Annotated in this window: 1 protein-coding gene; it reads left to right on the top strand. The window is 67.0% G+C overall.

Annotated elements, in window-relative coordinates; genetic code table 11:
• A partial coding sequence (locus IEY99_RS33780; RefSeq protein ID WP_189208194.1) for a pentapeptide repeat-containing protein occupies nt 1–935 on the top strand: 935 nt, incomplete at both ends.

Here is a 935-nt window from a genome sequence, read left to right as displayed (position 1 = left end):
TCGGATTCACGGCTGCCGCCGGCGCGGCCGCGGCTCTGCTCCTGGCGGTGCGACGGCAGTTGCTGTCCGAGCACACCCACGACCTGGAACTCCGCAAGCACGAACACACTCAAGCCGCTCAAGCGCACACCGAGCGCGACGCTGCGGAACGCCGCGTCACCGACCTCTACACCAAGGCCGCCGAACAGCTCGGCCACCCCGAGGCCGCTGTACGCCTCGCCGGCCTGTACGCCTTGGAGCGCGTCGCGCAGAGTAATCCCTACCAGCGGCAGACCATCGTCAACGTCCTGTGCGCCTACCTGCGCATGCCCTATTCTCCGCCCGTCGTAGTCGAGTCCCAAACCGCCCCGCCGCCGCTGACCGACTTACCACTGACGCCGAGCAAGCCATCCGCCGCCGCGCGTGACCCGCACCAGGAACTGCAAGTCCGGCTGACCGCCCAACGCATCCTCACCACGCACCTGAAGCCGCCCAGCGATACCGTCACCGACCCCGGCTCGGCTTCGTCCTTGAGAGGTGACCTCTACTTCGGCGGCGCCATCCTCAAGCCCGACCCGGATCAGCTCTTCTGGCCAGGCATCGACCTCGACCTCACCGGCGCCGTCCTCGTCGACTGGAACTTTGTCCGTTGCCATCTCCTCTACGCCATCTTCAACAAGGCCACCTTCATCGGCGACGCGGACTTTCACCAGGCGACCTTCCTTCGCGACGCGTACTTTTGGGAGGCGACCTTCACCGGCAGCGCGTACTTTCTCGAGACGACCTTCACCGGCAGCGCGGAGTTCCAGGAGGCGACCTTCACCGGCCGGGCCGGCTTCAGCAGGGCGACCTTCGCTGACGGTGCGAGCTTCCACCGGGCAGCCTTCACCCGCGGGGCGAACTTCCGCAAGGCGGACTTCACCGGCGACGCGAACTTCCACAAGGCGACCTTCGAC

It is taken from the genome of Couchioplanes azureus (assembly GCF_014648355.1).
Taxonomy (GTDB): Bacteria; Actinomycetota; Actinomycetes; order Mycobacteriales; family Micromonosporaceae; genus Actinoplanes; species Actinoplanes azureus.
Note: the sequence above shows the minus strand (reverse complement) of the source record. Positions and strands in the feature narration are given on the sequence as shown.